Origin of the sequence: Candidatus Avelusimicrobium caledoniensis, assembly GCF_902756455.1 — a bacterium.
GTDB classification, from domain to species: Bacteria; Elusimicrobiota; Elusimicrobia; order Elusimicrobiales; family Elusimicrobiaceae; genus Avelusimicrobium; species Avelusimicrobium caledoniense.
In genome coordinates this window covers 1-24,616 of record NZ_CACVRB010000004.1, presented here as the reverse complement: position 1 = coordinate 24,616, position 24,616 = coordinate 1, and the positions used below count along the sequence as shown (strand labels likewise).

The window sequence follows — 24,616 nt, the reverse complement described above, 5'->3', positions numbered from 1 at the left end:
AACCAACAAAAGCAAAAGGGCCCAAAGACCCAAACCCACCCTAGGCCCGAATTTGCTACACTTATTATATATGAAACGCTTTGTATGGATATTTTTAGCGGTACTTAGTTGCGCGTGCGCACCGAAAAACACCGTTACGGTTACGTTACCCGACGGATTTGCGGTGGCCGCACAACTGGCTGTTACACCCAAAGAACACGAAAAGGGACTGATGTTTGTAACCGAACTGCCCGAAAATGAAGGCATGCTTTTTGTGTTTGACAGCGAAGACGAGCTTTTATTTTGGATGAAAAACACACTCATAGATTTAGATATGGTATTTATCGGCGCGGATAAAACCGTTACATCTGTGGCAAATGAAATGCCGCACTCGTACACCTACACGCCCGATAACGAAGTGGCCTATGCTCAGGGGTACGGGCAATATGTGTTGGAACTGGCCGCCAAAACGGCTAAAAAACACGGCATCAAAAAAGGCGTTAAACTGCAATTTCCGACGGAGTTTAAATGAAAAAGTTAATCACACTATTGGCGTTGTGCTTTTTCGGCGGCAATTTTCTCTGCGCGCAGGAAGACACGTCTGCTTGGGACGCGCTTAACCAAGAAGCCAAACGTCATTTAATTAACCTCATTAACATTGACACTTCCCACCCCGACCCGCAAGAAATCAAGGCCGCACGTTATATTTATAAAGAGCTTAACAAACACCACATTGATTGGGATATTTTCCGCCCGGATAAAAAACACGCCAATTTATTAGCGCGCATTAAAGGGAGTGATCCGACCCAAAAACCGCTCCTTTTAATTTCCCATTTAGACACTGCCCCCGCCGCCGAGGGCTGGACGTTCCCCCCTTTCCGCGCCACGGAAAAAGACGGCAACATCTACGGCCTAGGTGCCACCGATGCCAAAAATTATACAGCCGTTTATTTGGCCTTGCTGACATGGCTTAAAGAACAAAAAATTACCCCCAAGCGTGATATTATTTTCTTAGCTACATCAGGGGAAGAAGTCGGCAGTACGACCGGGCTTCAATGGTTGCGTGATACGCATTGGGACAAAATTAACGCGGGCTACGCGCTTAACGAAGGCGGCGGCATTATTCAAAACGAGCCGGCTGATTTAGTGTTTGCCGAGGCCTCCACCAAAATGTATATGGACATCAAAGTAACCGCCCACGGCACCGGCGTTCACTCCTCTATGCCCCTAGATGACAATGCCGTCTATACGCTCTCGCAAGCGTTAGCCAAAATTTCCGCCTACAATCCCCCCGCCCGTCTAACAGCTCCGGCCCGTACATTTTTTAAAGCCATTATGCCCTTGCAAGACGAGGACGGACAAACAACCATTCGCTTTTTGTTGGAAGGCAACGCGCAAAACCGCGAAACCGCCGCCGAAATTATGGCGCAAGATCCGTTCTTCCGCACGCAATTGCAAGACACGCTAAACCCGACCGTTTTGTCGGCCAGCCAAGATAGCGGGTCCACCAGCGAGGAGGCCTCCGCCGTCATCAATGCGCGCTTACTGCCCGGCTCGGACCCGGATAAATTACTGGCCCAACTGCAAGGGCTTTTCGCACCGGAAGATAACATTTCGTTTGAAATTATTGAGCGGCCCCAACTGCCCTTTCCGCAACCGATGGACGGCACCGACCCGCTTTTTAAATCTATTTCCCGCACCGCCGATAAACTAATGCCGGGAGCCATTACCGTGCCGGGGCTCAGCCCCGCCTCGGGCGATAACGAATTTTTGCGCCAACTGGGCGTGATTACCTACGGACTCGGCCCGGAAATGGATCCGCTCAGCGAAAACCGCACCCACGAGGCCGACGAGTTTATCAGCGAACACAGTTTATTTAACCAACTTAAATTTGTGGCCGGAATTGTGTTTGATTTTGCTTACGGCCAAGATTTGTTGCCGCTGGCTCCGGCTGAGAGCAAACCCGCCGAAGAAGCCCCGGCAGAAATGATATAATATAGACAAGATTTTCCCCTCAAATTTAATGCAGGAGTTGTAGTATGATTAAGCAAGGAACGTGTTTTTTTACGTCGGAATCGGTGTCTAAAGGACACCCGGACAAAGTGTGTGACCAAATTTCGGACGCGATTTTAGACGAAATTTTACGCAAAGATAAAACCGCCCGTGTAGCGTGTGAAACATACATCACGCGCGGGCTGGTCATCGTCGGCGGAGAAATTACCACCCGCACGTGGGTAGATGTGGAGCAAATCGCGCGCGACGTAATTAAAGACATTGGTTATGATAACGCCCAATTCGGTTTTAACGGCAATACGTGCGCGGTCGTCAACGTCATCGGCAAGCAATCGCCGGATATCAGCCAAGGGGTGGACGTCGGCGGGGCGGGCGACCAAGGTTTAATGGTGGGATACGCCGTTAACGAAACGCCGGAATATATGCCGCTGTCTTTGATACTTTCGCACGAAATTTTAAAGAAATTGGAAAGTGTGCGCAAAAGCAAAAAATTGGACTATTTAGGCCCGGATGCCAAAAGCCAAGTAACCGTGGAATATAAAGACGGCAAACCGGTGCGCATTGATACGGTCGTTTTATCTACGCAACATACCGAAAAGATTTTAGACAAATCGGGCAACCAAATTACCGAGAAATCTAAAAAAGAAATCGCCGACGCGGCGATCTGGCCCGTTGTCAAAAAATGGGCGGATAAAAACACGAAAATTTACATCAACCCGACGGGCAAATTTGTCATCGGCGGGCCGCAATCTGATACCGGGCTAACCGGACGGAAAATTATTGTAGATACCTACGGCGGACGTTGTCCGCACGGGGGCGGTGCTTTCTCGGGCAAAGACCCGACCAAAGTGGACCGCTCGGCCGCGTACATGGCGCGCTATATCGCTAAAAACATCGTGGCAGCTAGGCTCGCGAACGAATGCACCGTGCAAATTGCCTACGCTATCGGGCGCGAGGAGCCCGTCGGTTTTTATGTAGATACAGACGGAACAGGTATCCTGCCTGACGAAAAATTAGCAAAAATTGCACGCAAAGTGTTCCCGCTTACCCCGCGCGGCATTATTGAACACTTTAAATTACGCAACCCCATTTACCGCCAAACAGCGGCTTTTGGGCACTTCGGGCGAAAGGAGTTCCCGTGGGAAAAAACCGATAAAGTAGCCGCGCTCAAAGCATTAGTCAAATAATTTACGCCCCGCCGACGCGGGGCTTTTTACCGGGAGGAATTATGAAAAAAGTATGCTTAATTTTAGCAGACGGATTTGAAGAATTAGAGGCCGTTGGCACGTATGCCATGCTCAGCCGCGGCGGACTAGACGTGGATATTTACGCGCTGTCTGATAAAGACACCACAGGCCGCTTTGGGCTCACGTGCACCAACTTGCACGCGTTTTCCAGATTAAATGCGTCGTATTATGACGCACTTGTCTTGCCGGGCGGACCGGGCTATGAGAAATTGGAAAAAAACGGCTATGTGCAAAACCTCATCAAGCAGTTTTTAGCGGGCGGAAAAGTAGTAGCCGCTATTTGCGCAAGCCCCACCATTTTGGGCCGCATGGGTTTACTCAAAGGCAAAAAATATACGTGTTTTACCTCTATGAATGCGGACTTTGGCGGCACGTTCACGGGCGAATATGCTACCACGGACGGCAACCTGATTACGGGCCAAAGCGCAGCGGCGACGGTAGATTTCGGACTGGCCATTATTGAAAAATTACTCGGCCGCGAAAAAGCCGACGAAGTCAAAAAGAGTATTTATTATAAAGGATAAAAATTACTTTTAGATTAGAACAAATAAATGGCTGACGATACACCTCCCGTACCAGTGGCCCCGCCCCATGCGGTTTGTTGAAAAAAAGTGGCTTTCATATTTTCGCATAATTTGCCATATTTATCAGTGCGAGTGCTGCCTATGGCGACACAAACCCTGCCCCACCCGGCATTTAAACCATGTGATAAATATTGGACATAAGCATTTTTTAATGTTTGTGTATTTTCACAAGATACCCGGCCTGAATATAACCGCAAATGACAATTTCCCCACGGATAAGTACAAGTAGTTTTATCTGCAGAAAGAGTGCAACCCGACGGTTCAATTGCAAGAGCTTCAAAATCATTGGTATATTCCCCGTTGGCTAAATAATAGGTTTCTTCCGCATCGGCAATTGCTTTTGTTAATGCCATAAGCGTGGAATATCGGCTTTTCATAACGGCTTTTTCGTATTGAGGCACGGCCACCGCGGCTAAAATGCCGATGATTAAAACCACAACCAAAAGTTCAATAAGCGTGAAACCTTTATGTAGGTCAGGTTTCACCTGACAATGCCTTTATGTAGGTCAGGTTTCACCTGACAATGTTTCGGCAGAAACATCTTTCCTTGTTTGACGTCAGGCATAGCCTGACCTACAACGGCTTTAAAACAACTTTCCTTTTCCATAAAAACCTCCTTTGTGGTATCACTAAATAAAATGTAGCAAAAAAAAAAACAAAGTCAAGTTTTATTTTTTCTCCGTCTGAAAACCCAAAAAAATCCCCACACCCGGTTGGGTATGGGGAACACAAAACGCAGTATAACCTATTTATTTGGTTTCGGCTTTTTCGTCCGCTTTGGCTTCGGGTTTGGCTTCCCCGATTTTTTCTTCTACCGTCGTCAAGGGGTTAATTTGCACCTTGATCGTGGCGGTAACGGTGGGTTTCAAATAAATACCCACTTCGGTTTCGCCCAAAGCTTTAATCGGCATATTAAGCTCAATAGAGTCTTTGGAGATGTTGTGTCCAAGTTCGTTTAACGCCTTGTAGATATCGGCTTTGTTGACAGAGCCAAACACTACGCCATCAGCGTTGACGGTTTTGGTAAACGGCAAGACTACGCCGGCTAATTTTTCGGCGATTTTGCGCGCTTCGGCCAGTTCCGCATCAATGCGTTTTTGGCGGCGTTCGGCACCGAGTTGCCAATTCTTAATAGCCCCTTCGGTGGCAATTTCCGCTAAGCGGTGCGGCACCAAAAAGTTGCGGGCATAACCGGGTTTCACATCTACGATAGAACCCACCATACCCAAATTTTTGACGTTTTCTTTCAAAATAACTTTCATCTTCGTCCTCCAACTTATTTTTTGGGTAAGGAATAAGGCAAGATAGCCAAGTTGCGGTCGCGCTTAATCGCTTTAGTGATTTGGCGTTGGTGCTTGGCGCAAGTGCCGGTAATTCTACGGGAAAGAATTTTACCGCTTTCCATCGTGAAAGACTTTACGAACTGGAAGTTCTTATAGTCAATGTTATCAATTTTTTCAGCGCACAATTTGCAGACTTTGCGTCTGGATTCAAAGCGCTTTTTCCCAAACGCGCGCGCGGGTCTTTCCGGGCGGGCGGCCGCGGCTACGGGAGCCGGTTGTTCGGCGGCGGGAGCAGTTTTAATTTCTTCGGACATTTGATTCCTCTTTTAATTTAGAAAGGCACGTCGTCTTCCATCACTTCCGTGGTGGGAACGTCGTCCTTTGCGGCCGCTTGTGCACCGTCATTGTAGGTGCCTCCGGCGGCTGCGGATTCCAAGATTTGGATCCGGCGGGCCGTAACCTGCAAGCTTTTGCGGGTTTGCCCGGTGGTTTTATCGGTATATTCGCTAGACGTCAAGCGGCCTTCTATACTAACAGGCGTGCCTTTTTTAAGACGGTCTTTACACCGATCGGCTGCCGCGCCCCAAACTACTATCGGCACAAAAACTGTGTCATCTTTCCACTCGTTTGTGGTAGCATCTAAGTATCTGCGGTTTACCGCAATATCACAACGGCACACGGCTTGACCTTTCTGTGTAAATGCCACGTTAGGGTCACGTGTCAACCGTCCGACTAGAAGGACTATGTTTTGTTCCGGCAATTTGATTGCTGCTGGCATATGTTAACCTTTTATTTTACTACGACTGGGGCCGGTTTGGCTTTCACTTCCACGGCGTTCATCGTCATGGAGCGCAGTACGTTTTCGTTGAGTTTCAAAGCGTTTTCAAACTCTTTAATAAAAGAGGGTTCTGCTTTGAATTTCAAGTAGAGATAGAAACCATCGCGAACGTGATTGATTTCATGGGTAAATTTACGGCGACCCAATTTTTCTTCGCTGGTTACTTCTCCGCCTTTGCTCGTAATTAAAGCTTTGGCTTTATTCACGAATTCGCCCACTTCTCCGTCGGAGAGTTGGGGTTTTACGATAATTACACTTTCGTACGTTTTCATAGACTCATTTTTACTTACGTTTTGTGGGGCAAAAAACACCGCAGGCACAAGCCCGCGGCTTTTTACCTTGTATATATTATAACAAAATTTTACCCAAAAAAGTAAGTTTTGCAAACGGGAAAATACAAACCACCCCTTCTTAGTTTAAGGGGTGGTTTGTTACATCTTACAGGAAAAACTTACTGTTCCGGGACAAACGTGTTTGCCTCGTCATCTAAAATATAACCCACACCGGGCAAATGTTCCCGTACCAACCTATTACCGACGTTGTCAATCGGCGTAAAACCGCTTCCCAAAGGCAATTTACCCGGGGCTATTACCGGCGCAGTTTCTCTACCTGCAATCGGGCGGATAGTACCGTCGGCATCGTTCAAAATCTCCACACCCAAATTCGGGAACGATTCCCGCACCGGACCGTTGCCGGGATGTGTGCGTTGCAAGATAATACCTCTCATCGCCGGGCTAGGTGATAATTCGGCCGGGACGAGTGCATTGCGGATACTCTGATTAAAATGTAGCTCATCTACATCTGTCCAACGGAAATCCCGCGGGAAAGAAACCCCATTGCTTAACAACCCGGTCTGTGTATTAACGGCGAACTGCGACACGCCGCTTAGTTTTTCATAATAGTGTATAGAAGGACGGGAGAAAGACGCCAAATATCCCTTGACTTGACGGACAATTTCATCCGGGGAGTTGCTTACAGGGCGAACTTTAGCCGGGTCCGAATAATTATCGGCATATTTTTTCGGCGCGGTGTTAGAATTATTGGCTAACAAATATACGTCCACATCGGTAGCATTTTTATCTACGGCTTGTTGAAAAAAACCTTCCGATTTGCCCGAACCGATTTCAGTTCTGCTGTCAATATAAGCAACACTGGTCCGCAATACGCGGGGCCCTTGCTTGCTAATAATAACCACTCCAACCCCTTGGGTCAGCCCGAAAGCGCCTACCCATTGGGGTGCTTCTGCCGGCGTAGCCGATAGAAATTCTTTCATATTTAAAGGAGAAATACCGTTCCCGTCATACGGAACAAAATGCGGCACCGCAGCAATCTGTTCAGCTACGGCAGTAGCATTTACAAGTGGGCGCATTGGATCCAAAGTGCGTACTTTAGAAGGGGTAGCCGCATTGGACAAAAAATCACGCGTAGCAATCGTTAAGTTTTCATCATCCAAAATAACCACATTGGGGAAAACCTCGCGAATGCCCACATGGGTTACGGGAGAGGAACCCGGACCGGCAACAAGCTTGCGTACCGGGGTACGAACGCCGCCTCTGAAGATAGAAACTTTGCCTTGGGCGGCAGCGGAAGAAAAAGTTCCGCAAAGTAAAACTGCTGTTCCTAATGTAATATATAATTTTCTCATGCGCTTATTGTAATAAAAAAAATTATAATTAAGCAACCGAAAAAAAGACCCAATTACCGGACAGGTCTAAAGACCTATTTTTCCACCATCACCCGAGAATCAAGCGGTAAGAAATCTTTTTCAGCAGGGGGCCGGGCAATCCCCCCAAAAGGCATTTGGGCCACCAACTTCCACGCGGCGGGCACATTAAATGTACGCCGGACCGCGCCGTCCACCAACGGGTTATAATGTTGTAAACTCGCGCCGATGTTTTGCTCAGCTAGCGCCGTCCAAATCAAATACTCCAACATGCCGTTGGCTTGATAGGCCCAAATAGGGAAATTATCTTTATACGTAGGAAAACGGTTTTGCAAATTTTCCACCACCGTCCAATCTTCAAAAAATAATAAAGTGCCGCACGCTTGAGCAAACGCGGTAATTTTTTCGGCTGTTTGTGCCCAGTTTTGCGGCGGCACGATTTTTTTGAGTTCGTTTTCGGTCAGTTTCCAAAACGTGCGGTGTTTTTCATCCAGTAACACCAGCACGCGCGCCGATTGTGAGTTAAACGCACTGGGTGCGTGTTTGACAGCCGTTTGAACAATGTTCACCAGTTGTTTTTCTGTGAGCGGAATTTTATTTGTCAGCGCGTAACACGAGCGCCGTTTTTGTGCCAAATCAAGTAGTGTCATACAAACTCCTTTTTATACAGCATAACTTTTTAAGCGACTTTGCAACAGATTTATTTTGATTAGAGACACCGCGCACTCGTTATAAACTAACACGAAGTCCCCCTTGCAAAAGATAACATCATACGCCCCAAGAGGTCCGAGGCCTCATGCCCGGCCCGGCGAGGGCCTTGACAAATCAAAAAAAAAAACGATAATAAAGGGACGCAAAATATATAAGGAGCAAAGAATATGAAAAACACAAATAAAATTAAATGTCATTCCAAACCGCGGCCCTTACCGTTTGGCCGCGCCCCGGAAGGTCTTTATCCGGGGTCTAACTACAATGATTTGGAATCTCACCGCTTTCTAAAACGGCAACAAGGTGAGATGCTTAAGTCAGTTCAGCATGACGTCTTTTTTTATAATAGCGGTTTTACGCTTATTGAATTATTAGTAGTCGTCCTTATTATCGGCATTTTGGCGGCGGTGGCTCTGCCGCAATATCAAAAAGCAGTCAAGAAAAGCCGTTACAGTAACCTCAAGGCACTCACCCGATCCATCGCACAAGCCCAAGAAGTGTATTACTTAGCCAATAATGCCTATGCCACGGATTTCAATGAACTCTCCATTGATTTACCAACGCCAACAAAAAGCTCCCCCACCTCTTACTACTACTCTTGGGGCTATTGTACTATGGTAGACGCAACCGTTGTGTGTGGAGACAGCAAAAGTGATATGCGCTACGGAATTGTGTTAAATAATTCCACCACAAATATCGGTGGAGAACAACGTTGTTCCCCTGCGGCCGACGACCCTATCGGCAATGAAATTTGCAAACAAGAATCAGGTTTGTCTACCCCCTCTCACACAACCTCGACCACAAACCGTGCCCATTATTATTGGTAAAACAGAAAAAGTGTACCCGGCGGAGGTTGCCTTCCGGTAAAATTCCTGACGGAATTTTCCTGCAGTCCGGGCTCGCGGTTTTTGCGAACGCTGACGGGGTTTTCAAACTAAAATAGCCTAATTCTAGGCGCGACAAACCGCAGAATACCGCCCACGGACGGTGCGCAGCACCGCAGGTATTTAAGGTTTGGCGCAACGACGAAGTAGGCTATTTTTAGGAAGAAATACCCCCGGCGGGAGTTGAACTCGCAACCTCTTCCTTAGGACGGAATCGCTCTATCCAATTGAGCTACGGGGGCGTGAAATTACTTTTTGAAATTGCGGCGCACTTTTTTGGCAACGGCTTTTTTAGACGCAGATTTTTTCGGCGCGGTTTTTTTAGCGGTTTTTTTGGAAACAACCTTTTTAACCGCTTTTATTTTTTTAGCCGTTTTTTTCGTTACTTTTTTAACCGTTTTTTTCGCCGGCGTTTTAACGTTCTTTTGTGCCGAGTTCTTTGCTTTTTGCAGCAGTTTGGCTAACGCACCGCGGGGGCGTTCTTCGCCTAAGATATTGGTTTTAACTCGCGGTTTCATGGCCGCGTGTAATTTGCGTGTGCGGAAATCTTCCGGTGAGGACATTTCTATCAATCCCGCGCGCAACGCTTCGCGCCGCAAGGTACGAATCGCACGCTCCTCAATTTGGCGGACCCGCTCGCGCGAAAGCCCCAGTTCATCGGCCACTTCCCCCAATGTTTTGGGGTCGTTATCATCTAAGCCGTAGCGCATAATGACAATTTGGCGGTCGCGGTCGTTTAAATCGGCCATACTTTGTTTGATACTGTTTTGGTCTTCTTGTTTTAAGAACACATCATGCGGGTTGCCTTTGCCGTCGTCGCTGAGCACGTCTTCTAGCGTCATATCTTCTTCGTCATATACCACCGTAGCCAACGAATCAATACCTTTGGCCGCACTGAGTGTATCCATAATAGATTTTACTTGACGGGCCGATAACTCTAACTCTTGCGCCATTTCTTGCAAAGACGGCTCACGTCCGTTGGCTTCTTTGAGTTCATTCCATGCGCGGAACCAGCGTTTCAAATTACCCCACGCATGCGACGGAATTTTAATAGAACCGGATTGTTCTTCAATGTATTTACGGATATATTGTTCTATCCAATATACGGCATAAGTAGAAAAACGGTATCCCTTGGACGGATCATATTTTTCAATGGCTTGCAAAAGCCCCAAGTTACCTTCTTCAATTAGATCCATGAGTTCCATACCGGGGCGCAAAAAGCGTTTGGCTGTCGGAATTACTAAGCGCAAATTATTCTCTAAAATTTGATGTTTGGCAGCTTTATTGCCTTTCTTGGCCAACGCCCATAACCGCGCAGTTTCTTCGCGGTCAATTTCTTGGGTAATTTTGCCCAAATGTTTAAAATACTCGTTAGTAGTATCTAAAGACTCATCCTGTTCCATATAAATATCATATCAAATTTGCGGCAAAACTCCACACTGTAAATCTAACCCTAAAAACGGACTATGCGAGAGGAACAACATTATTATAATGAAAAATAAATTACTTCAGGGGGTACTTTATGCAAACAACCACACCGAAAAAAACACTGACCCAAATTATGTATATGTGTTTGGGTTTTTTTGGTATCCAGTTCGGCTGGGCCTTACAAATGGGAAACATGAGTGCGATTTATTCGCGCTTGGGAGCAAGCGAATCTCAAATTCCGCTTTTATGGTTGGCCGCACCTGTAACGGGATTACTCGTCCAACCGCTTGTGGGCTATTACAGCGACCGGACCTGGTGCGCACTGGGACGGCGCCGTCCGTATTTTTTAGGCGGTGCGATTTTTGCCGTAATTGCACTTTTTCTAATGCCGCAGGCCTCGGCTATTTGGATGGCGGTGATTGCGCTGTGGATATTAGATGCATCCGTCAATGTGAGCATGGAGCCGTTCCGCGCGTTTGTGGGAGACTTACTGCCTAATGAGCAACGCAAAACCGGCTATGCGATGCAAAGCGTGATGATCGGCGCGGGAGCGGTGATTGCTTCGTTTCTGCCGCAGATTTTAACATGGGCCGGCGTCAGCACGCAAGCGCCGCTGGGCTCTATCCCCGCCACAGTGCGTTATTCCTTTTACATAGGGGCGGTGGTGTTTTTACTGGCGATTATCGGCACGGTAATCACCACACAAGAATATCCTCCCGCTAATATGGAAGAATTTAACGCACTCAAAAAACAGCCGTTTAGTTTGCGTAAAACAGTAGATGAAATGTGGCAAGCGTTTATCACTATGCCGACAACGATGCGCCGTTTGGCCGTTGTGCAATTTTTCACGTGGGCGGCGTTTATGATTATGTGGGTATACTTTACGCCGGGTATCGCTTCGGGCGTGTTCAACGCTACCCCCGGCACACCCGCCTACGAAACTGCCGCTAACTGGGGCAGCTCGTGCTTTGGTATCTACAACGGCGTATCATTTGTCTTTGCATTTTTACTTTTGTGGCTGACAACCAAATTTTCCGCTAAAAAAATTCACATCGTTTGTTTGACAATCGGCGGGCTGGGGCTGGGTGCTTTGGGGTTAACGCTTTTTGGCGTGGAATTTTCCAAATACGCGTTAATCGGTCCGATGGTGTGTGTGGGTATTGCGTGGAGCAGTATTTTATCCATGCCTTATGCCATGCTGGCTAACGCGATTCCCAACGATCAAATGGGGTTTTACATGGGCGTATTTAATTTCTTTATCGTGATTCCGCAAATTTGTGTGAATTTGCTGTTCGGTCCGTTTATGAAATACGCACTTAACTCCAGCGCGATTGCCGCAGTGGGTGTAGGCGGTATCAGCTTGTTGATTGCCGCGCTGTTTACGCTGCGCGTGCAAGAAAGGAGTAACGCATGAAATTAGAATTTCATATCCATTATAAAACGGCCTTTGGCCAAACGCTCCACGCCGTCTTGTACCGCCAAAATGCCCGGCCGGAAGACCGCCGCGTACATATAGAATTAAATTCGCCCGACGGGGAAAATTGGCACGGGGAAACCGTACTGCACATCAAGCAACCCCTCTACGTACAATATCATTACGAAGTACGGCGCGGCCCAAAAGTAGTACGCAGTGAATGGCAAACTATCCCGCGCTGTGTGCTGTTTGACCCTCATACGGACACGTATGTTATCCACGACCAATGGCAAGATTTACCGGCAAAATCTTGGCTCTATTCCGCTTGCATTACCGAGCACATCCCGGTGCTTCGCACCCCGGCTACGGCATACCTGTGCAGTGTGAGTTTTCTGGTGCAACTACCTAACCTACCCGCCGACACAGACGTAGGCCTCTGCGGTAATTTACCCTCTCTGGGTAACTGGAAAACGCAAGGCGCGCCCATGTTATACAAAACACAACCCCACACGTGGAAAATTACACTAAACGCCGCCCATTTAAAAACTCCGTTTGAATATAAATTTTTCTTGCGTAACCGTCAAACCAACCATATCACATGGGAAGAAGGACCCAACCGCATACTTACGCAACTGCCTGTATTACCAAGCACCGAACACGTATACCCCAATTTGCGCCCGCAGTTTTTGCGCACGCATCCGTTCCGGTTAGCCGGAGTGGTCGTGCCGGTGTTTTCGCTACGCAGTCAAACGGATAGCGGCACGGGCGATTTTGGCGATTTAAAATTACTGGTAGACTGGGCCGTCAAAACCGGGCAAAAAGTAATTCAATTATTGCCCGTCCACGATACCACCATTACCAAAACATGGACTGACTCTTACCCGTATAACGCTATTTCCGTCTATGCGCTCCACCCGTTGTATGCGGACGTTCGCGCGTTGCCTAAATTATCTTCCGCTAAAAAAACGGAACAGGAACAGCAAGCACTTAATAAATTATCCACCGTAGATTACGAACGCGCCCTCCGGCTTAAATTGACTTATTTGCAACACGCGTTTGACGAAGAGGGCGAGCGCGTTTTAGGCACGCCACAGTTTCACGAATTTTTACACCAAAACGCACATTGGCTCCCGGCGTATGCGATGTTTTGCGTACTGCGTGATACATACAAAACGGCTGATTTCCACACGTGGCCCGAGCACGCCGTATTTTCCGATGAAGATTTACACCGCTTTTGCGCATCCGGCACGGAGCATGAAGCGCAACTTCATTTTTGGTATTACGTACAATTTGTGTTGCACACCCAACTGCAAGCGGCCGCGGCGTATGCACGCAAACAGGGGGTCATTTTAAAAGGGGATATTCCGATTGGCATTTCGCCTTTTAGCGTAGAAGCATGGACCGAGCCGCAACTTTTTCACCTAAACGCACAAGCCGGAGCCCCGCCGGATGATTTTTCTGCCACCGGGCAGAACTGGGGCTTTCCGACGTATAATTGGGAAGTCATGGCGCGTGATAATTACCGTTGGTGGCGGCAACGGCTCAAACACATGGCCCGGTATTTTGACGTATACCGCCTGGATCACGTGTTGGGGTTTTTCCGCATTTGGCAAATTCCTGCGTCGTGCGTGCAAGGTTTGTTAGGGCAGTTTTCCCCCGCGCTCCCCCTCTCGCAAGAAGAAATAGAAAGTTTTGGTTTACCGTTTAAACAATCTTTTTTGCGGCCGCATATTTCCGCAAACACGCTTGAAAAACTGTTTGATCAGCACGCGCCGGAAATAGAAGAAAATTTTTTGATAGCCGCAGGGCAAGGATTATTTAAACTGCGCCCGGACGTTGATACCGAGCGCAAAATTGCACAAGCGCTCGCCGGGCCGCAGAAAAAATACGCCTGTTTTAAAGAGCCGTTATTTGCCTTGTGTGATAATGTGTTATTCATGCGCGACAGCCAACACCGCCACTTATATCATCCGCGTATTGCGGCTATGCAAGCAGAAGTTTTTCAAACACTTAGCGCGCAAGAACAACAGGCCTTTATCCGGCTGTATAACGATTTTTTCTTCCACCGGCATAATGAATTTTGGAAGAAAAACGCCCTAACCAAATTGCCCGCACTTACCCAATGCACGCAAATGCTTTGTTGCGCAGAAGACCTGGGCATGGTGCCTGCGTCCGTGCCGGATGTACTGCGCGAATTGCAAATTTTAAGTTTAGAAATACAGCGCATGCCCAAAAAACCGTCAGAGCGGTTTGCCGATATTTTTAATTATCCGTATTTATCGGTAGCCACGCCGTCCACGCACGATATGTCCGTGCTCCGCGCGTGGTGGAAAGAAGACCGCGCGGTTACTGAGCAATTTTGGCACGACGTTCTTAAAAAAAGCGGCGACGCGCCGGAAGAAATGAGCGGCGAAATTTGTGAAGAGATTTTAAATTTACATTTAAAAAGCAATTCCATGCTAGCGCTGATCGGTTGGCAAGATTGGCTGGGCATGGACGAGAAACTGCGCTCCCCCCACCCGGAGGAAGAACGCATTAACGTCCCCGCCGACCCGCGCCACTATTGGCGTTACCGCATGCACCTGACGCTGGAAGAATTATTACAGGCCGACGGGTTTAACGGGAAAATAAAAGAGATGATTAAAAACAGCGGACGGTAATAAGCATGAACTCTCACTTAAAAAATATATGTACTCCATGTATCATTTGTAGTTCTCACATGGTGCTGTGTTGCATTTTTACATATCGCGTTGGCAAGTTGATTACTTGAGTTAGCATAACAAGCTTTACCTATGTTTCCTGAAGCTTTACTATACGAAAAAATAAGGAGGTTCCCCGGCAAGCGCGAATCGGTAGCATATACAGCATCCGGTTGGCCGGAATTTAATTTATTAAGAGTAAGCTCCAGTGTCCAACCCGCGGGATTAGTTCTAGAACGCCCGGTACCACTCCCCTGCACTTCTATATCCAACAACGACCAGTCGTTTGTATATTCCCCATTAGCCAAATAATACCGCTCTTGCGCTTGCACGACGGCATTAGCAAGCGTAACCAGTTGCGTCATGCGCGCCTTGGCAACCGCTAATTTGTACTGCGGCATTGCCACCGCGGCAAGTATACCGATGATTAACACAACAACTAAAAGTTCAATAAGCGTAAATGCTTGTTTGTTTTTCATGTTATTCTCCTTTGATAGTTTTTATCAACAAATAAAATGTAGCAAAAAAAAAAAACGATGTCAAGTTTTATTTTTTCTCTCGCTATATCCCGCATAGAAACCCTGCGGGATGACGAGCGAGAGAAAAATATATACAGAAAAGCCCTTCGCCAGGGCAGGCGTGAGGCCTAAAACCCCTGTTTGCGTTTAATGCGATATTTTGGCAATAGGGAATTTCATTGACGGTGCTTTCGCTAATCTTGCCGGGGGCAAGACCTTGCGGGCCGCCAAAGACCTAAAAAAAATTTAGGCCTTTTGGCCCTTGTCAGCCAACGCCCAGATTATTACAATTAAAATATACTTTGATTAAGGAGACGGTATGAACAAATCACTTTCGTTAGTCCTCGCACTGTTACTGACCGGGTTTTTCCCGGGTGCTTTACACGCTACCCATTTAAATTCAACCTTTACTTTACACAACAAAGTTTCCCGCGCCGCCGTGCAGGCGGAAGCGTCTGCACGCACATCCGGCCCGCGTATGCTTAAAAAACTGGCCGACTCCTACCGGGCCACTTTGCTCAACCGCTTTCTACGCTACGTAACCTATAACAGCCAAAGCCAAGAAGACATGCAAATTACCCCCAACCAAATTGAAACCGCCAACAAATTATACGCCGAAATTCAACAAATGGGGTTTGCCGAAAATGTACATATAGAGCTATCCAAGCATTATTATATTTTTATCAATATCCCCGCCAACCAAGAGAGTCCCGCCCCGGTGCTCGGTTTTAGTGCACATTATGACGTTACACCCGACGTTCCGGCCGAAAACGTGCAAGCCCAACTGATCAAAAATTATGACGGTAAGCCCATTGTGCTTAAAAACAACCAAGTAATTGACCCCAATTCCGACCGCGACGCGTATTTAAAAACCCAAATCGGCAATACCGTTGTTACTTCCGACGGCACCACCAACTTGGGCGCAGATGACAAAGCGGGTTTATCTATTATGATGACCTTGCTGGAAACGCTTGCCCAACACCCCGAACTCAAGCACGGACCGATTCAAATTGTACTGGCCCCCAACGAGGATGTAGGACGCGCTGCTGAATTTATTGAAGAAGTAAACTACCGCCCGGAAATTGCTTTTGATTTTGACGGCGGCTCCAACGGCGAAATTATGATGGCTAACTTTAACGCCCGCCAAACTTTCTTTACGGTGGAAGGACACCCGGGTCACCAATCGGCCGCTGCCACCAACGGCTACCGTAACGCGTGGACACCCGCGTGCGAATTGGGCGCGGCTATTTGCACGGAAGAATTACTCCCCAACAAAAGCACCGGAGATCAAGGATATGTGGAATTACACCATATGTATTACGAAAAAGGCAAGGTATCTACGGCTATACTGGATATCCGCCAACGCAGTTATGATTCCGAAGAAATGAACGATTGGGAACTTCGGGCAGATTCCATAGCAAACCTCCTAGCCACCCGCTACGGGGTAGAAATTCACCGCCAAACGATTAACAATTACAACAACGTGGCCGAAGTTTCCCACCCCAAAACGCGGGAAATCACCGAACAGGCCTGCCAAGCTGCCGGCGTAGAACCGAATTTCAAATCGGTCCGCGCAGGCACGACCGCGGCTATGTTTGTAACAAAAGGGCTCGTCGGTGCATACACTGTCTTCACCGGCCAAAACAACGAGCACAACTTTACCGAATGGCTCAGTGAAGATGATATGTTTAAGTCTTATGCAGTGGCTTTACATATTGTAAATTTAGTAGCCCAACTGGAAAAATAATATAACTTTATGAAAATTGTAATTGCAACGGAAAACCCGAATAAGTTGCGGGAATTACGTCAAATTTTGCCCGCCAAACTCAAACAAGGCACTCCGTTAGAGTATGTAAGTCTTACCGACTTCAAAGGTTTAAATCTGCCCGCGGAAACAGGTAGTACCTTAGAAGAAAACGCCGCCAAAAAAGCTTTATATGCGGCCCAAAAAACCGGCCTTGTCGCCATTTCGGACGATACCGGGCTAGAGGTAGAGGCCCTTAACGGTGCGCCGGGTGTTCACACCGCCCGCTACGCCGGAGAAAATGCCGATACGGATGAAAACAACCGCAAACTCTTAGGCGCATTAGAGGGCAAACTCTTACCACAACGCGGAGCACGTTTCCGCACGGTGGCGTGTTTAGCTACCCCGCAAGGCGATGTGCGTACCTTTGAAGGTGTATTAGAGGGTTTCATCGGCTTTGGCTACCGCGGTAATAACGGCTTTGGCTATGACCCGATTTTTATGGTGGAGGATGGGCAAAAAGCACTAGCCGAACTGACCGAAAACCAAAAAAATAAAATCAGCCACCGCGGCAAAGCATTTAAAAAACTGGCCGCCCAACTAACGGCCGAAGTGCCCGTCAAATAAGTTTTAGTGACGCAAAAAGCCCCGGCTTAACGCCGGGGCTTTTATTATTTCTATTTAGGGGAGTTTATACACAGTTATCGGGCTACCTGCTGTCTCCCTGAAATATCTGTGTGTTTCCCCGGAAATTTCCGTACCGCCCATACTTTTGCAAATTTTCTTGGCCACCTCATTTGCGGAAACGGCTAAACACCGCCTTTCGTCCGGATGCTCTGAGTGCGTCAGCCACACCATATAACCCACTTGATACGGTTTAGACCAACCGGCCGCGTTAGCTACTCCGTAATCTAACAAATCATAATAACTCCCATCCGGACAAATGATACCACCTGTTGTGCCCGCCCGGCCCGACCCACAATCCGGCAAGTCCAAATCAAAGCCAAAATCGGTTGTGGTAGAATCAAGCGGATAAGAGCCGTTAGCTAAATAGTACATTTCCAGCGCAATTTTACCCGCTGTAACCGACGGAATAATTTTAGCCAGTCTTGCTTTTCCAACCGCCACCCGATATTGCGGCAACGCCACCGCCGCGAGTATACCAATGATGAGAACGACGACAAGTAATTCAATCAGCGTAAATGCTTGTTTGTTTTTCATGTTATTCTCCTTTGATAGTTTTTATCAACAAATAAAATGTAGCAAAAAAAAAAACGATGTCAATAGGCAATTTTTACCGACGGGAAAACAACGCCGTTTGACTTCCCCCCTTGCGGGGGAAGTGGTTTGGCGGACATCGTCCGAACAAACCGATGAGGGGTATATAGTAAAGTTATTTTCCTTGTTCTGTTATACCCCGCTTTTATTACCCCTCACCCGGCCTCCGGCCACCCTCTCCCGCAAGGGGCGAGGGATGAAGAGAGTTTTCGTAGGTCGGACGTAAATCCGACGTTCTCAACAGAGTAATATATTGTCGGACTTACATCCGACCTACAAGAGCCGCAACAAAAGAGATTTATAGGTCAGGGGCCACCCTGACGTCAAATGTAGGTCAGGCTATGCCTGACCTACCCAAACAAAAAGCCCCCGTCTTAGAAAGACGGGGGTAAATCAACAAGAGATTTTTTTACAACTCAATCACCAGCATGGACGGCACGATAAGATACAACAAATTTATCAGCGCACCCATACTTAAAAACGGCCCAAACGGGATAGCGTCTGAGCGTTTTTTCCCTTTAAAAATCATCAGAAAAACCGCATACACCAAGCCAAAAAACGACGCTAAAATAATAGTGGTCAACACGCCTTCCCAACCGATAAGCGCACCGACGCCGCCCATCAGTTTCACGTCGCCACCGCCCATGGCATCCTTTTTAAATATCCACGTACCGATTAGCGCAATCGCCAACACGCCGAAAAACCCGGTAGCCGCCCCCAACAAGGCATATAATTCTTTCTGCCACCACATACCGCTAAAATTGGGGTTAGCCCACGCAAACAATAAGCCCCACACAATCAGCCCTAATGAAAAGCGGTCCGGGATAATCATGAGTTCAAAGTCAATGACGGACAAACAAATCAGCGCATATACCGCCACCAACACCGCAAACGTCCACACGCTTATTCCATACCGCCATACAAACAATACCGTAAGCAGCCCGGTAATAAGTTCTACCACGGGATATTGCAACGATATCGGTTTTTTGCATTGGCGGCATTTACCCAAAAGAATTAAGTAACTAATCAGCGGGATGTTATCATACCATTTGATCGCCGCGCCACATTGCGGGCAAGCCGACGGCGGCCACGCAACAGATTTACCACGCGGGATGCGGTAGATGCAGACATTTAAAAAACTGCCAAACACCAAACCGAATAAAAAAGCAAACGTGAGGATAAAAGCCGTCATAGCGGTTAATGCGTGTACCACGCTTTGCCGTAGCTGTCTTCTTTATCGGAATTGACAAAGAAATCGCCGTAACGCGGATCGGCCGGATCGTTCACATACGCCCAACCGCCCACTTTGGTAAACGCGGTTTCAAAATTTCCGGTAGAAACGTGGGCTGACGGAGCCGTACCGGGCACGCGGGCCTCAGGCATTTTTTCCAAATATTGCGGCACCAAGCTGGACAAATCATCCGTCGGATACGTACCTTGGTTTTCACCATAATACGCCGCAATAGCACTACGCACACGCATCAGTTGGTGTTTTGTGCTGCCTTCTTGGGCTTTGTGCACCAGCGTCATAAATTTAGGCACCGTAAACACGAATAAAAACACCAATACCGCTATAATAACTACTATTTCAACGGTTGTAAAACCTTTTTTCATCGTTTACCTCTTGCTAATTAAAACGCATCGCCACTAACGCAAACACTTTGGCATCGCCTAATGTATTTTTGATGCTGGAGTATTCGTTGGGCTGGTGCATAGTTTCGTCCAGCTTGGCATAAACCACCGCCGGAAAGCCCGCATTGCGCAAGTACGCACCTACCGTACCGCCGCCTACACCCATAATGCGGGGGTTATTCTTGTATACTGTCTGTACCGCGGTGCGGGTCAACTGTACTACCGGGTGTTTGGGATCGGTAGATTTGGACCATTCGTTAATCGGAGTCTCTACCGTGACGGAAACTCCAAATTTCTTCTCTATCTTCCGGGCGATTTTGTTCATTTCCTTAATTACTTTTTCATTATCGTACCGGGGCAAAACGCGGCAGTCCATATAAAACTCATCGCGGCCGGGAATTGTATTTACGTTAGGCACATTGGCCAAGCGTTTGGTCGGCTCAAACGTGCTTTTAACTTCCGGAGCAAAGAGCTTATCTTTTTTATTAAATTTTTTATGCAACCGTTCGTCAAGGGCTATTTGCAGGTACGCTCCCGCCCGGTTAGCATTGATTCCCGCGTGTGGCGTGGAAGCGTGTGTCGGTTTGCCCATAACGGTAAATTTGGCCCAGAGCATATTTTTCTCGGCTACTTCTACCATGGTTCCGTCCGGTAATCCGCCGTCGGGTACTAAAAATACATCTTGCGGGCCAAACAAGTGGCCGTGTTTCTTTAAGATAGCTAAAAGACCGAACTCGCTACCCATTTCCTCATCGGCATTTAATAAAAGCGCGTAGTTGCACGGAGGGCGGACGCCCAGGTCCATCATTGCTTTTACCGCGAGCAACCCCGACACAATACCCTGTTGGTTATCTTCCGAGCCGCGCCCATAAATTTTATCCCCTTTGACAACCGCTTTAAACGGATCCGTCTCCCACAACGACAAATCACCCGCCGGCACCACATCCATGTGGGCCATGACCCACAAAGTTTTTTCTTTATTTTGACCGTAGTATTTCGCCAAAATATTCGGGCGCACGCCGGTCGGCGCGTGGGCATCCGGCACGTTGATTACTACGACCTCATCAAATTTCATCTTTTTTACAACGGAAAGTAAATACGCCGCCTTTTCCCCTTCCCCCGTACCGCCGGAAGCCGGAGCAACCGCCGGGCAGGCAATCATATTGGTTTGCAAATCAATCACATCCTGCGAATAGGTATCAATTTTTTTAAGTACTGTCTTTTCGTCCATTTTTTGACTCCTCTAACTAATTAAATCGGGTTTGCGATATCAATAAATTCGGTTTCCACTTTGAAGTGTTTTCCCACAAGCTCCTGCAAAGCCAAGATGCCGCACTTCTCGGAATTGTAATGCCCCAGAGCCACGCAGTTGATATGGCCTTCCCGGCACCATTCTTGTACGGGTTCATCTAACACCCCGGTAACGTATAGATCTAAGTGTTGGTCAATCGCTTGCGGCAACATGCTGTGTGCGCCGCCGCTAACCACTCCCAACGTGTTAATTTTAGACGGCCCGAACGAAAGCACTTGCGCTTTTGTTTGGCAAAATTCTTCCCACGTTTGTACCAGTTCGGTAAGCGGTTTATTTTCCACCACACCGCTGTACCCGATAGTTTCGCCGTGATACTCGCCAAACGGTTTGATTTGCAACGCGTTTACCGCGCGCATCAAACACGCATTGTGCCCGACGACCGGGTGTTTGTCTAGCGGCAAATGATAGGCAGCCAAGTTGATATCGTGCTTAAGCAAAAACGCGACCCGCTCGCGAAACATCCCCGTAAGCGGCTGTTCCTGCCCCCACAAAAGCCCGTGGTGCACAATGATTAAATCGGCTCCCGCCATTTTAGCTTTGCGGAAAAGTTCCAACGAGGCCGAAACCCCAAAAACAATTTTTTCCACCCGCGGCGTACCGGCCACTTGTAAACCGTTGTGGCTCATGTCCGTAATACGCGCGCTGTTTAAGTACGTGTCTAAAAATTGGATAATGTCTTCACAATTCCCCATATAATTATGTTATCATTTTATAAGGATGAACAAAACACTTTCTTTACTTTTACTTCTTTTTTTTGCGTGGACGGTAGCCCAAGCGCAAGAATTACCCGTAGCCCCTTATCTGCCCGCCCAAGAAAAAACTGCCCCGAAAAATGCGCCCATTACCGTACAATTTCCGCAAGAAAATTTGACCGTGGCCCGCGGCGCAAAAGCCATTTTTCTCTTCGGGCAAATTAACTTACCGTCCCCCGTTACGCTGGATATTAACGGCACGTCCGTACCCGTGCAAGACAACGGCGCATTTTTAACGTTCCTGCCCGTACAAAGCGGAAATTTTACGTTTGAACTGACTGCTAAAACCGTTTCCAATACGTATCGGGCGGTGCGGCATATTACCGTGCCGGGAGCGGATATTAAAGATTTTTCCGGCAAAGCCGAATTTGACGAAGAAGAAATTTTCCCTAAAACGCCGGTAGAAATGCTCCCCGGCGACACGTTGGACCTGTACGCGCGCGGCACGCCGGGTGCGGAAGTGACCGCCAGTTTATCCGGGCTGAAAAACGGAAAAAGCATTTCGCTTAAAGAAATGGCTTCTTCGCCGGGCGTATACCGGGCGCAATTTGTCATTGACCCGGAACAAAAACCCAAAACCGTCAAAGCAGTTTACCGCTTGAAAGATCCAACAACCCACACGAACACAAAAATTACCGCTAAAGAAAAAATTAAGATTTTAAGCGAAAAAGAATCGTTGCGTACCGCTCAAATCACTTCCGACGGAGTAAAACTTCGCAAGATCCCCACCGCGCGTGAAAACTTATATCCGTTCTACCGTGCCTACGGCAACGTGCAAATTAACGGGCGGTTAAACGAACAATACCGCATCCGCTTAAACGACAGCGAAACCGCTTGGTTGGAAATGGATAAGCTGCACGTAACAGAAACAACCGCAAATACTCCCAATCATTTGCAAGAAATGAATTTAACCGTACAACCCGACAAAACCCGTTTAACTTTTGCGGGGAAACATCCTGTACCGATTAGCGTGCATGAATTTAACAACCGTTTTGAACTTACTTTCTACTACACAGACGGTTTTGATGAAAATTTTACCGCCGATACCACTAGCCCCGTGGTGGAAAATGTTACGTGGTCTGAGCCGGAAAAAAACACGATTTTATTTAAAATTTATTTCCGCCCCGATACGCTCCCGTGGGGCCACGCGTACGATTTTGAAGACGGCAATTTAGTATTGGACTTTATCCACAATCCAACTCTAACGCCTACTAAAAATAAACCGCTGGCCGGTGCGCGTATTTTATTAGACGCGGGACACAGCCCGCGGCGCAAAGCCCCGTACGACGGAGCGGTCGGCCCGACGGGATACCTGGAGTATGAAGGCACGCTAGCATTGGCGGAAGATTTAAAACCGTTATTGGAAAAACAAGGCGCAACGGTCATTTTGACGCGCCGCGGCAACAACCGCAAAAGTTTGCAAGAACGTTATGAACAGGCCTTGCAAGAGAACGCCCACATTTTTGTCAGCTTGCACTATAACGCACTGCCGGAAACGATTAACCCGCTTTCGCGGCACCGCGGCTACTCGGTGTATTACAATTATCCGCACAGTTTTAAACTGGCTCAAGCGGTGTACCAATCGTTTACTAAAAACGTCAAATTGCCCGACAACGGCATGATAGCAAATGATGTTTTGTTTATCCCGCGTATCCCGCAAATTCCCAGTATCTTAGTAGAAAACGCGTATATGATGATCCCCGAGCAAGAGCAAATGGCCCGCACCAGGCAAGGCCGTGCGCCGTTAGTAAAAGCATTGTATGAGGGTATTTTGAAATTCTACGGTGTTAAAGTGCCGCCGCAACCTCAAAAGAAAACGGCGAAAAAAGCCCGCCGTTCTTCCCAAAAGCCGGCTAAAAAAACGTATCTTCGCGCCGGACCAAAACCCGTCTTAAAAGCCGGAAAATAAATTTAGGGCATCGCGTAATAACGCACGTTAGACTCCGTGATAGATAACGCAGGAGCTCCCAATACTTTTTGGCAAAAACTCCCGGCTTCTTCCTTATAATAATGGAACCACTCCATACAATAAATTTTTCCGTTCATGTTTGTATAAAAACCGTTCCCTTTATATTTCCCCTTGCGAAACAGAGCTAAATTTCCGTTTCCACCCGTGTAATTGAGCACCAATTCAAAATCGTCATTATAACGGGCCACATCTCCGCCGGCCGGCGCGACAGCTCCCAAAGTGGACGCATCGGCCGCGGTCCAATTATCAAACCCCAAATCTAACTCGCTAAACGTAAGCGCGTTTGAGCCGTTAGCCAATTTATACATTTGTTGGGCCGTAGCTAAACTTTTGGACAACGTCATCAGTTGCACCGCGCGGCTTTTCCACACCGCTTTTTGATACTGCGGGAGCGCGACCGCGGCGAGTATGCCGATGATAAGAACGACAACCAATAATTCAATAAGCGTAAACGCTTGTTTGTTTTTCATACAACCTCCTTTTTATCAACAAATAAAATGTAGCAAAAAAAAAACGATGTCAACCCCCTTGCCGGGGGCAGGCATTTTGGGACTCAACTTCCACTTAATTAGAGCCACACTGTTTTTGTTGTGTTCTTTTGCTGTTGTTGTTTATCCGCCCCTTGAGTGCTGTTTATAAAAAGCGCCGAAATGGATAAGAAATTTTTCATG

Annotated in this window: 26 protein-coding genes and 1 tRNA gene; 10 read left to right on the top strand and 17 right to left on the bottom strand. The window is 47.6% G+C overall.

From position 1 onward, the window contains the following. The first annotated feature begins 70 nt into the window (after window positions 1-70). Genes ACQY2W_RS01455 through ACQY2W_RS01440 form a run of 4 tightly spaced genes read left to right on the top strand, consistent with a single transcriptional unit; the run spans window position 71 to window position 3,763 of the window. Window positions 71-511, top strand: coding sequence for a DUF192 domain-containing protein (locus ACQY2W_RS01455; RefSeq protein ID WP_428048804.1), 441 nt, complete (start codon window positions 71-73; stop codon window positions 509-511). Beyond that, on the top strand, window positions 508-1,974 hold the full coding sequence (locus tag ACQY2W_RS01450; RefSeq protein ID WP_428048803.1) for a M20/M25/M40 family metallo-hydrolase: 1,467 nt from the start codon (window positions 508-510) through the stop codon (window positions 1,972-1,974). The genes ACQY2W_RS01455 and ACQY2W_RS01450 overlap by 4 nt, the downstream gene beginning before the upstream one ends. A 44-nt stretch (window positions 1,975-2,018) precedes the next feature. Then, window positions 2,019-3,179, top strand: coding sequence for a methionine adenosyltransferase (gene metK / locus ACQY2W_RS01445; RefSeq protein ID WP_428048802.1), 1,161 nt, complete (start codon window positions 2,019-2,021; stop codon window positions 3,177-3,179). 41 nt (window positions 3,180-3,220) lie between these two features. Further along, a complete protein-coding gene (locus tag ACQY2W_RS01440) occupies window positions 3,221-3,763 on the top strand; it encodes a DJ-1/PfpI family protein (RefSeq protein ID WP_428048801.1) in 543 nt (180 codons plus the stop codon). Window positions 3,764-3,777: 14 nt separating this feature from the next. On the opposite strand, the gene ACQY2W_RS01435 is transcribed toward ACQY2W_RS01440, so the two are convergent. The 8 genes from ACQY2W_RS01435 to ACQY2W_RS01400 form a co-directional block, all read right to left on the bottom strand. Further along, the gene (locus ACQY2W_RS01435) at window positions 3,778-4,308 is read right to left on the bottom strand and encodes a type IV pilin protein (protein WP_428048800.1); all 531 of its coding nucleotides are present in this window, start codon (window positions 4,306-4,308) and stop codon (window positions 3,778-3,780) included. Next, window positions 4,305-4,430: a hypothetical protein gene (locus ACQY2W_RS01430; RefSeq protein WP_428048799.1), complete on the bottom strand. Its 126-nt coding sequence runs from the start codon at window positions 4,428-4,430 to the stop codon at window positions 4,305-4,307. Before ACQY2W_RS01430 ends, ACQY2W_RS01435 begins: the two co-directional genes overlap by 4 nt. Before the next feature lie 142 nt (window positions 4,431-4,572). Beyond that, on the bottom strand, window positions 4,573-5,085 hold the full coding sequence (rplI, locus tag ACQY2W_RS01425; protein WP_428048798.1) for a 50S ribosomal protein L9: 513 nt from the start codon (window positions 5,083-5,085) through the stop codon (window positions 4,573-4,575). A gap of 14 nt (window positions 5,086-5,099) precedes the next feature. Beyond that, entirely contained in the window at window positions 5,100-5,420 is a 321-nt protein-coding gene (gene rpsR, locus ACQY2W_RS01420; RefSeq protein WP_428048797.1) for a 30S ribosomal protein S18, read from the bottom strand. A 17-nt stretch (window positions 5,421-5,437) separates the two neighbouring features. Then, window positions 5,438-5,884: a single-stranded DNA-binding protein gene (locus tag ACQY2W_RS01415; RefSeq protein WP_428048796.1), complete on the bottom strand. Its 447-nt coding sequence runs from the start codon at window positions 5,882-5,884 to the stop codon at window positions 5,438-5,440. Window positions 5,885-5,895: 11 nt separating this feature from the next. Continuing rightward, window positions 5,896-6,216: a 30S ribosomal protein S6 gene (gene rpsF, locus ACQY2W_RS01410; RefSeq protein ID WP_428048795.1), complete on the bottom strand. Its 321-nt coding sequence runs from the start codon at window positions 6,214-6,216 to the stop codon at window positions 5,896-5,898. Window positions 6,217-6,395: 179 nt separating this feature from the next. Continuing rightward, window positions 6,396-7,589, bottom strand: coding sequence for a hypothetical protein (locus ACQY2W_RS01405; RefSeq protein ID WP_428048794.1), 1,194 nt, complete (start codon window positions 7,587-7,589; stop codon window positions 6,396-6,398). Window positions 7,590-7,663: 74 nt separating this feature from the next. Next, window positions 7,664-8,257: a nitroreductase family protein gene (locus ACQY2W_RS01400; RefSeq protein ID WP_428048793.1), complete on the bottom strand. Its 594-nt coding sequence runs from the start codon at window positions 8,255-8,257 to the stop codon at window positions 7,664-7,666. 228 nt (window positions 8,258-8,485) lie between these two features. On the opposite strand from ACQY2W_RS01400, the gene ACQY2W_RS01395 reads away from it, so the two are divergent. Next, window positions 8,486-9,142 carry a type IV pilin protein gene (locus ACQY2W_RS01395; protein ID WP_428048792.1) on the top strand — a complete coding sequence of 219 codons (657 nt, stop codon included), beginning with the start codon at window positions 8,486-8,488 and terminating at the stop codon, window positions 9,140-9,142. A gap of 225 nt (window positions 9,143-9,367) precedes the next feature. Here the strand turns inward: ACQY2W_RS01395 and ACQY2W_RS01390 are convergent. Together ACQY2W_RS01390 and ACQY2W_RS01385 are read right to left on the bottom strand one after the other, a co-directional pair. Continuing rightward, window positions 9,368-9,441: transfer RNA gene (locus ACQY2W_RS01390), tRNA-Arg, on the bottom strand. A gap of 6 nt (window positions 9,442-9,447) precedes the next feature. Continuing rightward, window positions 9,448-10,602: a sigma-70 family RNA polymerase sigma factor gene (locus tag ACQY2W_RS01385; RefSeq protein WP_428048791.1), complete on the bottom strand. Its 1,155-nt coding sequence runs from the start codon at window positions 10,600-10,602 to the stop codon at window positions 9,448-9,450. A 119-nt stretch (window positions 10,603-10,721) separates the two neighbouring features. Between ACQY2W_RS01385 and ACQY2W_RS01380 the strand changes: the two genes are divergently transcribed. Together ACQY2W_RS01380 and ACQY2W_RS01375 are read left to right on the top strand one after the other, a co-directional pair. After that, window positions 10,722-12,041, top strand: coding sequence for an MFS transporter (locus tag ACQY2W_RS01380; RefSeq protein ID WP_428048790.1), 1,320 nt, complete (start codon window positions 10,722-10,724; stop codon window positions 12,039-12,041). Further along, window positions 12,038-14,701: a 4-alpha-glucanotransferase gene (locus ACQY2W_RS01375; RefSeq protein ID WP_428048789.1), complete on the top strand. Its 2,664-nt coding sequence runs from the start codon at window positions 12,038-12,040 to the stop codon at window positions 14,699-14,701. Before ACQY2W_RS01380 ends, ACQY2W_RS01375 begins: the two co-directional genes overlap by 4 nt. A gap of 17 nt (window positions 14,702-14,718) precedes the next feature. Here the strand turns inward: ACQY2W_RS01375 and ACQY2W_RS01370 are convergent, their stop codons facing one another. Further along, entirely contained in the window at window positions 14,719-15,219 is a 501-nt protein-coding gene (locus ACQY2W_RS01370) for a type IV pilin protein (protein ID WP_428048788.1), read from the bottom strand. Window positions 15,220-15,577: 358 nt separating this feature from the next. On the opposite strand from ACQY2W_RS01370, the gene pepT reads away from it, so the two are divergent. Together pepT and rdgB are read left to right on the top strand one after the other, a co-directional pair. Next, complete coding sequence (gene pepT, locus ACQY2W_RS01365; protein WP_428048787.1) at window positions 15,578-17,005, top strand: tripeptide aminopeptidase PepT; 1,428 nt, start codon at window positions 15,578-15,580, stop codon at window positions 17,003-17,005. Window positions 17,006-17,014: 9 nt separating this feature from the next. Continuing rightward, window positions 17,015-17,629 (top strand): RdgB/HAM1 family non-canonical purine NTP pyrophosphatase, encoded by a 615-nt coding sequence (gene rdgB / locus ACQY2W_RS01360; RefSeq protein ID WP_428048786.1) that lies wholly within the window; start codon window positions 17,015-17,017, stop codon window positions 17,627-17,629. A 54-nt stretch (window positions 17,630-17,683) separates the two neighbouring features. On the opposite strand, the gene ACQY2W_RS01355 is transcribed toward rdgB, so the two are convergent. The 5 genes from ACQY2W_RS01355 to ACQY2W_RS01335 form a co-directional block, all read right to left on the bottom strand. Further along, complete coding sequence (locus ACQY2W_RS01355; protein WP_428048785.1) at window positions 17,684-18,223, bottom strand: type IV pilin protein; 540 nt, start codon at window positions 18,221-18,223, stop codon at window positions 17,684-17,686. Window positions 18,224-18,689: 466 nt separating this feature from the next. Beyond that, window positions 18,690-19,472, bottom strand: coding sequence for a prepilin peptidase (locus ACQY2W_RS01350; protein ID WP_428048784.1), 783 nt, complete (start codon window positions 19,470-19,472; stop codon window positions 18,690-18,692). A gap of 5 nt (window positions 19,473-19,477) precedes the next feature. After that, on the bottom strand, window positions 19,478-19,894 hold the full coding sequence (locus ACQY2W_RS01345) for a hypothetical protein (RefSeq protein ID WP_428048783.1): 417 nt from the start codon (window positions 19,892-19,894) through the stop codon (window positions 19,478-19,480). A gap of 13 nt (window positions 19,895-19,907) precedes the next feature. Next, window positions 19,908-21,143: a M20 family metallo-hydrolase gene (locus ACQY2W_RS01340; RefSeq protein ID WP_428048782.1), complete on the bottom strand. Its 1,236-nt coding sequence runs from the start codon at window positions 21,141-21,143 to the stop codon at window positions 19,908-19,910. A 20-nt stretch (window positions 21,144-21,163) separates the two neighbouring features. Beyond that, complete coding sequence (locus ACQY2W_RS01335) at window positions 21,164-21,916, bottom strand: Nif3-like dinuclear metal center hexameric protein (RefSeq protein ID WP_428048781.1); 753 nt, start codon at window positions 21,914-21,916, stop codon at window positions 21,164-21,166. A 25-nt stretch (window positions 21,917-21,941) separates the two neighbouring features. Between ACQY2W_RS01335 and ACQY2W_RS01330 the strand changes: the two genes are divergently transcribed. Then, entirely contained in the window at window positions 21,942-23,885 is a 1,944-nt protein-coding gene (locus ACQY2W_RS01330) for an N-acetylmuramoyl-L-alanine amidase family protein (protein WP_428048780.1), read from the top strand. A 2-nt stretch (window positions 23,886-23,887) separates the two neighbouring features. Here ACQY2W_RS01330 and ACQY2W_RS01325 read toward each other — a convergent pair whose 3' ends face one another. Then, on the bottom strand, window positions 23,888-24,415 hold the full coding sequence (locus ACQY2W_RS01325) for a type IV pilin protein (protein ID WP_428048779.1): 528 nt from the start codon (window positions 24,413-24,415) through the stop codon (window positions 23,888-23,890). Window positions 24,416-24,616 lie beyond the last annotated feature (201 nt).

What these genes read in the sequence shown, in the direction of transcription:
- ACQY2W_RS01455 (WP_428048804.1), top strand. Translation starts at nt 71, where the DNA reads ATGAAACGCTTTGTATGGATATTTTTAGCGGTACTTAGTTGCGCGTGC.
- ACQY2W_RS01450 (WP_428048803.1), top strand. Translation starts at nt 508, where the DNA reads ATGAAAAAGTTAATCACACTATTGGCGTTGTGCTTTTTCGGCGGCAAT.
- metK (WP_428048802.1), top strand. Translation starts at nt 2,019, where the DNA reads ATGATTAAGCAAGGAACGTGTTTTTTTACGTCGGAATCGGTGTCTAAA.
- ACQY2W_RS01440 (WP_428048801.1), top strand. Translation starts at nt 3,221, where the DNA reads ATGAAAAAAGTATGCTTAATTTTAGCAGACGGATTTGAAGAATTAGAG.
- ACQY2W_RS01430 (WP_428048799.1), bottom strand. Translation starts at nt 4,430, where the DNA reads ATGGAAAAGGAAAGTTGTTTTAAAGCCGTTGTAGGTCAGGCTATGCCT.
- rplI (WP_428048798.1), bottom strand. Translation starts at nt 5,085, where the DNA reads ATGAAAGTTATTTTGAAAGAAAACGTCAAAAATTTGGGTATGGTGGGT.
- rpsR (WP_428048797.1), bottom strand. Translation starts at nt 5,420, where the DNA reads ATGTCCGAAGAAATTAAAACTGCTCCCGCCGCCGAACAACCGGCTCCC.
- ACQY2W_RS01415 (WP_428048796.1), bottom strand. Translation starts at nt 5,884, where the DNA reads ATGCCAGCAGCAATCAAATTGCCGGAACAAAACATAGTCCTTCTAGTC.
- rpsF (WP_428048795.1), bottom strand. Translation starts at nt 6,216, where the DNA reads ATGAAAACGTACGAAAGTGTAATTATCGTAAAACCCCAACTCTCCGAC.
- ACQY2W_RS01405 (WP_428048794.1), bottom strand. Translation starts at nt 7,589, where the DNA reads ATGAGAAAATTATATATTACATTAGGAACAGCAGTTTTACTTTGCGGA.
- ACQY2W_RS01400 (WP_428048793.1), bottom strand. Translation starts at nt 8,257, where the DNA reads ATGACACTACTTGATTTGGCACAAAAACGGCGCTCGTGTTACGCGCTG.
- ACQY2W_RS01395 (WP_428048792.1), top strand. Translation starts at nt 8,486, where the DNA reads ATGAAAAACACAAATAAAATTAAATGTCATTCCAAACCGCGGCCCTTA.
- ACQY2W_RS01385 (WP_428048791.1), bottom strand. Translation starts at nt 10,602, where the DNA reads ATGGAACAGGATGAGTCTTTAGATACTACTAACGAGTATTTTAAACAT.
- ACQY2W_RS01380 (WP_428048790.1), top strand. Translation starts at nt 10,722, where the DNA reads ATGCAAACAACCACACCGAAAAAAACACTGACCCAAATTATGTATATG.
- ACQY2W_RS01375 (WP_428048789.1), top strand. Translation starts at nt 12,038, where the DNA reads ATGAAATTAGAATTTCATATCCATTATAAAACGGCCTTTGGCCAAACG.
- ACQY2W_RS01370 (WP_428048788.1), bottom strand. Translation starts at nt 15,219, where the DNA reads ATGAAAAACAAACAAGCATTTACGCTTATTGAACTTTTAGTTGTTGTG.
- pepT (WP_428048787.1), top strand. Translation starts at nt 15,578, where the DNA reads ATGAACAAATCACTTTCGTTAGTCCTCGCACTGTTACTGACCGGGTTT.
- rdgB (WP_428048786.1), top strand. Translation starts at nt 17,015, where the DNA reads ATGAAAATTGTAATTGCAACGGAAAACCCGAATAAGTTGCGGGAATTA.
- ACQY2W_RS01355 (WP_428048785.1), bottom strand. Translation starts at nt 18,223, where the DNA reads ATGAAAAACAAACAAGCATTTACGCTGATTGAATTACTTGTCGTCGTT.
- ACQY2W_RS01350 (WP_428048784.1), bottom strand. Translation starts at nt 19,472, where the DNA reads ATGACGGCTTTTATCCTCACGTTTGCTTTTTTATTCGGTTTGGTGTTT.
- ACQY2W_RS01345 (WP_428048783.1), bottom strand. Translation starts at nt 19,894, where the DNA reads ATGAAAAAAGGTTTTACAACCGTTGAAATAGTAGTTATTATAGCGGTA.
- ACQY2W_RS01340 (WP_428048782.1), bottom strand. Translation starts at nt 21,143, where the DNA reads ATGGACGAAAAGACAGTACTTAAAAAAATTGATACCTATTCGCAGGAT.
- ACQY2W_RS01335 (WP_428048781.1), bottom strand. Translation starts at nt 21,916, where the DNA reads ATGGGGAATTGTGAAGACATTATCCAATTTTTAGACACGTACTTAAAC.
- ACQY2W_RS01330 (WP_428048780.1), top strand. Translation starts at nt 21,942, where the DNA reads ATGAACAAAACACTTTCTTTACTTTTACTTCTTTTTTTTGCGTGGACG.
- ACQY2W_RS01325 (WP_428048779.1), bottom strand. Translation starts at nt 24,415, where the DNA reads ATGAAAAACAAACAAGCGTTTACGCTTATTGAATTATTGGTTGTCGTT.